Source organism: Nonomuraea sp. NPDC049504 (assembly GCF_040676845.1).
Taxonomy (GTDB): Bacteria; Actinomycetota; Actinomycetes; order Streptosporangiales; family Streptosporangiaceae; genus Nonomuraea; species Nonomuraea salmonea.
This window is the reverse complement of the sequence record NZ_JBFAPT010000017.1, coordinates 235,597-241,803: the sequence shown is the minus strand read 5'-3', so window position 1 is coordinate 241,803 and position 6,207 is coordinate 235,597. Positions and strand designations below refer to the sequence as shown.

6 protein-coding genes and 1 rRNA gene are annotated in these 6,207 nt (G+C 68.4%); 2 read left to right on the top strand and 5 right to left on the bottom strand.

What is annotated here, in order from left to right; all coding sequences use genetic code 11:
* Positions 1-82: ribosomal RNA gene (gene rrf / locus AB0K28_RS30490) — 5S ribosomal RNA — on the top strand; the annotation flags it as partial.
* 493 nt (positions 83-575) lie between these two features.
* Positions 576-1,436, top strand: coding sequence for a serine hydrolase (locus tag AB0K28_RS30485; protein WP_364376831.1), 861 nt, complete (start codon positions 576-578; stop codon positions 1,434-1,436).
* Positions 1,437-1,572: 136 nt separating this feature from the next.
* Here the strand turns inward: AB0K28_RS30485 and AB0K28_RS30480 are convergent, their stop codons facing one another.
* The 5 genes from AB0K28_RS30480 to pstS are packed head-to-tail and all read right to left on the bottom strand — an operon-like array spanning position 1,573 to position 6,062.
* The gene (locus AB0K28_RS30480) at positions 1,573-2,298 is read right to left on the bottom strand and encodes a response regulator transcription factor (RefSeq protein ID WP_364376828.1); all 726 of its coding nucleotides are present in this window, start codon (positions 2,296-2,298) and stop codon (positions 1,573-1,575) included.
* The gene (pstB, locus tag AB0K28_RS30475; RefSeq protein WP_364376825.1) at positions 2,298-3,074 is read right to left on the bottom strand and encodes a phosphate ABC transporter ATP-binding protein PstB; all 777 of its coding nucleotides are present in this window, start codon (positions 3,072-3,074) and stop codon (positions 2,298-2,300) included. Before pstB ends, AB0K28_RS30480 begins: the two co-directional genes overlap by 1 nt.
* 15 nt (positions 3,075-3,089) lie before the next feature.
* Positions 3,090-3,965: a phosphate ABC transporter permease PstA gene (pstA, locus tag AB0K28_RS30470; RefSeq protein WP_345389661.1), complete on the bottom strand. Its 876-nt coding sequence runs from the start codon at positions 3,963-3,965 to the stop codon at positions 3,090-3,092.
* A complete protein-coding gene (gene pstC, locus AB0K28_RS30465; protein ID WP_345389658.1) occupies positions 3,962-4,942 on the bottom strand; it encodes a phosphate ABC transporter permease subunit PstC in 981 nt (326 codons plus the stop codon). Before pstC ends, pstA begins: the two co-directional genes overlap by 4 nt.
* Positions 4,943-4,949: 7 nt before the next feature.
* Positions 4,950-6,062 carry a phosphate ABC transporter substrate-binding protein PstS gene (gene pstS / locus AB0K28_RS30460; protein WP_345389655.1) on the bottom strand — a complete coding sequence of 371 codons (1,113 nt, stop codon included), beginning with the start codon at positions 6,060-6,062 and terminating at the stop codon, positions 4,950-4,952.
* Positions 6,063-6,207: the final 145 nt, after the last annotated feature.

Genomic DNA, 6,207 nt, shown 5'->3' with positions numbered 1-6,207 from the left:
CATTCCGAACCCGGAAGTTAAGCTTCCCAGCGCCGATGGTACTGCACTCGGGAGGGTGTGGGAGAGTAGGTCACCGCCGCACAAACTTTCAAGGAAAGGGCTCCGACACCAGGTTCTGGTGTTGGGGCCCTTTCCGCATGTCCGGCCCCCCTTTTTTCTTCCGCATGCCCCGGGGTCTTTTGGGGGCTGGGGTCTTTCGGATGGCCGCTCATTCTCTTCGAGGGCCGGGACTTCTTCGGTGGTGCTGGGCTTGGGGCCGACCGTGCTGGAGACGGTTGGGGTGGCGGGTTGGTTGGTGATGTCGTGATAATGCTCGAATGGCCGGGGTTTGGGTGAAGGTGGTGGGGCTGCTTTTTGGGGTGGTGGGGTTGGTTGTGCCCTTAGCGGTGGCTGGTGAGGTGAGGGCGGCCAATGCTGGTGGGGAGCGGGAGCCGGTGAGTACGGGTCCAGTGGCGCCGGTGGGTGTGGGGCCGGTTCGGGGCAGTAAGGGGCCGAGTTCAGTGAGGGCTGTGCCAGGTCAGATGGGTGCTCGGGCGACTCAAGTTGGTGTTGGGGTGGGTCAGGTTGATGACCGGGTGAGCGTGGGGGTGGAAGGCGAGGCGGTGTTGCGGGTTGGGGGTGCTTGGGTGGGGTTAGGGAAGAAGGCGGCGGCCCGGCAACTGGTGGTGGGGCGGCGGCGGGTTGTTGAGAGGCCGGAGGTGCCGGCCAGGGTTATTTCGGAGCGGCTTGATCGGTATCTCGCGGGGCGGGTCGGGCGGGTTGCGGTGATGGTCGAGGAGATGGGGGCCGGGCGCAGTTATCGGTATCACGCGGGTGAGCGGATGATCACCGCCAGTGTGGCCAAGGTGCAGATACTTCTCGGGGTGTTGCTCAGGACCAGGTGGAAGGCGTTGCCGGCCGGGGTGCGGCGGGATGCTGAGCGGATGATTCGGTACAGCGACAACCATGCGGCCGATCGGTTGTGGGAGCGGATCGGCGGGGTGTCGGGGTTCGATGCGGTGGGCAGGAAGTTTGGGCTGCGGGACACGCGGGGGGTGGCGGGGACGTGCGTGGATCTGTACTGCTGGGGGATCACCCCGACGTCCGTCGACGATCAGGTGCGGCTCATGAGGGCGCTGGTCTCCAAGAAGGGGCCGCTTAAGGAGAAGGATCGCGCGCGGGTGCTGAGCCTTATGGGCGCCGTTGTGGACGGGCAGAACTGGGGGGTCAGTGCGGCCGCGTGCCGTGGGGAGGGGGTGGTGCTGAAGAACGGCTGGCTCAAGCGTGTGTCCAACAAGCGCTGGGCGACGGCCAGCGTCGGGCTGATCAGGAGCGACGGGCGGGACTTCGCGCTCGCGGTGCTGAGTGAGGGCAGCCCTCAGGTGGAGTACGGCATAGCGACCGTCGAAGGCGTCGCCGAGCGCGTCATGCGGGCTTTTCGGAACTGCCCGGAGTGACGGGACTGCCTGAGCCTGACGGGCTGCGCGGCCGGGTGCGCTGTGCGGGGTCCGCGGGCCTTCCCGGGGTGATGGGTATCGAGGTTCGGCGCTGTGCGGGGTTTTCGGAGGTGCCCGGGGTGCCGAGTTTTCGCTGTCAGGTGAGGGTTTTCGAGGTGGTTGGGGTGACGAGGCGGTAGCCGACGCCGCGGACCGTTTGGATGAGCTGGTCGTCCTCGTCGCCCAGGCGCGCTCGCAAACGTTTGACGTGGACCGCGATGGTGTTCGTCGAGGTGTTGGCGGCGGCGTGCCAGACGTGGCGCATGATCTGCTCGCGGGTGACCGTGCGGTCGGCGTTGCGCATGAGGTACTGCAGCAGCTCGAACTCGCGTAGCGGCAGGTGGACGGCGCGGCCGGCGACGCGTACCTGGTAGGCGTGGACGTCCAGCTCGACGCCGCCGACGGTGAGCACCTTGCGCGACTCGGGGGAGCTGGCCTGGATGAACGGCAGCAGTTCCGGCACCCGGTAGGGCCGGGCCACGCAGGCGGCGGCGCCGGCCGCGAGCGCGCGTACGGCCTGCTCGGCATGCCCCTCTCCGACGCCGAGCAGGACGGGTACGGTGCGCGCGCGGCGTACGGCGCGGACGAACTCGACCGGGTCGATGACCGGCAGTGTGGCCGCGACGAGCACCACGTCCGGCTGCAGGGCTCCGGCCTGCAGCAGCCCTTGGGCGCCGTCGGGCGCCCCGGTGACGGCCACGCCCTCGCGTTCGAGGGCGGTGGCGACGTCGTCCACCACGGAGCCGTCGGGGTCGGCGATGAGCAGTACGGGCTTGGCCCTCGTGTCCCCGTTCATCGTGGGCGCCGCCTGCTGGGGGGTCATCAGCCGAAGCGCCCCGTGATGTAGTCCTCGGTGGCCTTCTCTGAGGGGTTGGTGAACATGCGGGACGTCTCGTCCATCTCGATGACCTTGCCGGGCTTGCCCTGTTCGGCGAGGTTGAAGAAGGCGGTGCGGTCGCTGACCCGGGCGGCCTGCTGCATGTTGTGGGTGACGATGACGATCGTGTACTGGTCCTTCAGCTTGGCCATGAGGTCCTCGATGGCCAGCGTGGAGATCGGGTCGAGCGCCGAGCAGGGCTCGTCCATGAGCAGGACCTCGGGCTGGACGGCGATCGCGCGGGCGATGCAGAGCCGCTGCTGCTGGCCGCCGGACAGGCCGGCGCCGGGCTTGTTGAGGCGGTCCTTGACCTCGTTCCAGAGGTTGGCGCCCTTGAGCGACTCCTCCACGATGGCGTCGGTCTCGGATTTGCTGACGCGGCGGTTGAGGCGGAGCCCGGCGGCCACGTTCTCGTAGATCGACATCGTGGGGAACGGGTTCGGGCGCTGGAAGACCATGCCGATCATGCGGCGGACGGAGACGGGCTCGACGGTGGGGGCGTAGAGGTCGTCGCCGTCGAGCAGTACCTTGCCCTCCACGCGCGCGCCGGGGATGACCTCGTGCATGCGGTTGAGCGTGCGCAGGAACGTCGACTTGCCGCAGCCGGAAGGGCCGATGAACGCGGTGATCGACCGCGGCTCGATGGTCATCGACACGTCCTCGATCGCCTTGTGCGACCCGTAGTACGCGTCGAGGCCCGATACCTGGATCTGCTTGGACATTGTGGTGGTTACCCCCTATCGGCCCTTGGCGGGCGCACGCCACCAGGCGATGAGACGCGCCACCAGGTTGAGCAGCATGACGATCAGGATCAGCGTGAGGGCTCCGGTCCACGCCCGGTCGATGGCGGTGTCGTTGGGACGGGCCGCCTGGTCGAAGACGAAGAGGGGAAGGCCCATCTGCGGCCCGTTGAACGGGTCGTTGTTGATGGAGTTGGTGAAGAACACCGTCATCAGCAGCGGCGCGGTCTCGCCGGCGACGCGGGCCACGGCCAGCATGACGCCGGTGACGATGCCGGTGAACGCGGTCGGCAGCACGACCTTGACGATGGTGCGCCACTTGGGGACGCCCAGCGCGTACGCGGCCTCGCGCAGGTCGCCGGGCACCAGGCGCAGCATCTCCTCGGCGGACCTGACGACCGTCGGCATCATCAGGATGGACAGGGCGAGCGCGCCCGCCCAGCCGGAGTAGGGGAAGCCGAGGAACAGGATCCAGAACGCGAGGACGAACAGGCCGGCGACGACCGAGGGGATGCCGGTCATGACGTCCACGAAGAAGCTGATGGCCCGGCTGAGGCGGCCGCCCTGGCCGTACTCGACGAGGTAGATGGCGGTGAACAAGCCGATCGGGACCGAGATGACGGAGGCGAGCAGGACCTGTTCGAGGGTGCCGACGATGGCGTGGTACGCGCCGCCGCCGGCGTCCCTGGCGCCGATGCCGTTCATGGAGTGGGTGAGGAACTCCAGGTCGAACCGGGCCAGGCCGTTGGAGATGACCAGCCACAGCACGGAGACGAGCGGCACGACGGCGAGCGCGAACGCCAGGTAGACCAGGCCCTGGACGACCCGGTCCTTGATGCGGCGGCCGGTGGAGATGTGTTGGATCGAGGTCATGCGCCGGCCCTCGCGTACTCCTTGCGGCGGTTGATGACCACGCGCGCGCCCATGTTGACCAGCAACGTGATGAGGAACAGCACCAGGCCGGACGCGATCAGCGCGCCTCTGCCGATCTCGGTGGCCTCGCCGAAGCCGTTGGCGATGTTGGCGGCGATGCTGTTGGCGTGCGGGGTGAGGATCTCGAAGGTGATGTCGAAGGTGGCGGGGAAGATGAGCGCGACCGCGATGGTCTCGCCCATGGCGCGGCCGAGGCCGAGCATGGCGGCGCTGATGACGCCGGGGCGGCCGAACGGCAGGACGGCCATCCTGATCATCTCCCAGCGGGTCGCGCCGAGCGCGAGCGCCGCCTCCTCGTTCATCTTGGGCGCCTGGAGGAACACCTCGCGCGAGATGGCCGCGATGATCGGCAGGATCATGATGGCCAGCACGATGCCGCCGGCGAGCATGGTCTTGCCGCCGATCACGCCTTCGCCGGCGAACAGCGGGAACCAGCCGAGGTGCTCGTTCAGCCACTGCGACGGCGTCCGCATGAGCGGCACCAGGAACGCCAGGCCCCAGAGGCCGTAGACGACGCTGGGGACCGCGGCGAGCAGGTCGATGAGGTAGCCGAGGGGTGCGGCGAGCCTGCGGGGGGCGTAGTGCGAGATGAACAGCGCCACGCCGACGGCGATCGGGGTGGCGATGACCAGGGCGAGCGCGGAGCTGAGCACGGTGCCGAAGGCCAGCGCGGCGATGCCGAACACCTGCTGGCCGTTGGGGTCCCAGGTCAGCTCCGTGAGGAAGGACGCCTTGTTCGCCTGGAGCGCCGGGATGGCCTCGCCGATGAGGAACACGGCGATGGCCGCCATGATCCCCAGCAGGACGACGCCGGCGGCGGTGGAGGCGAAGCGGAAGGGGCCTTCACCGAGGCTGCGCCGCGAGGCGGACCGGCTGGTGTCCGGTCCGCCCTCACGGGTACGTACGTCGGTCGTCATCAGCTGCCTAGGAGATGGCCTCGACGGCGGTCCTGACCTTGGTGAGCAGCTCGCCCGAGAGCGGGGCGTAGCCCAGCTCCTTCAGCGCCGCCTGACCCTCGTCGCTGGCGGTGTAGGTGAGGAAGCTCTTGACGATCTTCTGCTGGTCGGCCGGCAGGCCCTTCTCGCAGGTGATCTCGTACGTCACCAGGACGATCGGGTAGGCGCCCGGGGTCTTGGTGGCGTAGTCGATGGACAGGGCGAGGTCGTTGCCGGTGCCCTTGACCTCGGCGGTCTCGACGGTCTTGGCCGCGCTCTCCGGGGTGAGCTCGACGTACTCGCCGGCACCGTTGGCGACCTTGGCCTTCTGCAGCGAGGAGTTCTCGGCGTAGGAGAGCTCGACGTAGCTGATCGCGCCCTCGGAGTCCTTCACGCTGGCGGCGATCTGGTCGGAGCCCTTGGCGCCCTGACCCTTGGCCTCGGCGGGCCAGGCCTTGCCCGGCTCGTACGGCCAGTCGCCGGTGGCCTTGAGGAACTTGGTGAAGTTGTCGCTGGTGCCCGACTCGTCCGAGCGGTGGACGGCCTGGATGGGCGTGGACGGGAGCTGGGCGTCCGGGTTCTCGGCCTTGATGGCCGGGTCGTCCCACTTCGTGATCTTGCTGTTGAAGATCCCGACCAGCGTCTTCGGCGACAGCTGCAGGCCGTCCACGCCGGGGAGGTTGTAGACAACGGCGACCGGGCCGGTGACCATCGGGATGTTGATGGCCTTGCCGGTCTTGCAGCGCGCGTCGGCCTGGGCGGGCTCGTCGTCCTTCAGCGCAGAGTCGGAGCCGGCGAAGGCGACCGTGCCCTGGATGAACGCCTGCACGCCCGCGCCGGAGCCGCTGGGCTGGTAGTTCAGGGTCACACCAGGGTTCGTGGCCGTGAAGTTCTTCGTCCACTCGGTGATCGCATTGGCCTGGGCAGAGGAGCCTGCGGCGTTGATCGAGCCACTCAGACCGTTGTCGTTGCCCGCGGCGGGCGCGGCGGCGGTCGCGGAGGTCGTGCCGCTGCCCGAGGGGTTGTTGTTGTCTGTGCCGCACGCAGCGAGCGAGAGCGCGCCGACGACGGCGACGGCGGCGAGCCGGCCTGCATACTTCACGGTTGGGTTCCTCCCACTTGATCCTTAGTCGCCATGAAGCTATGCAGCGAAGGTGACTCGCCTCCCGAGAGCGGATGAACGGACGGTGAACGCTGCGGGTCGGTGAGCTGCACCGATTCACCGTCAGGTGCCTCTTGGTGAACGG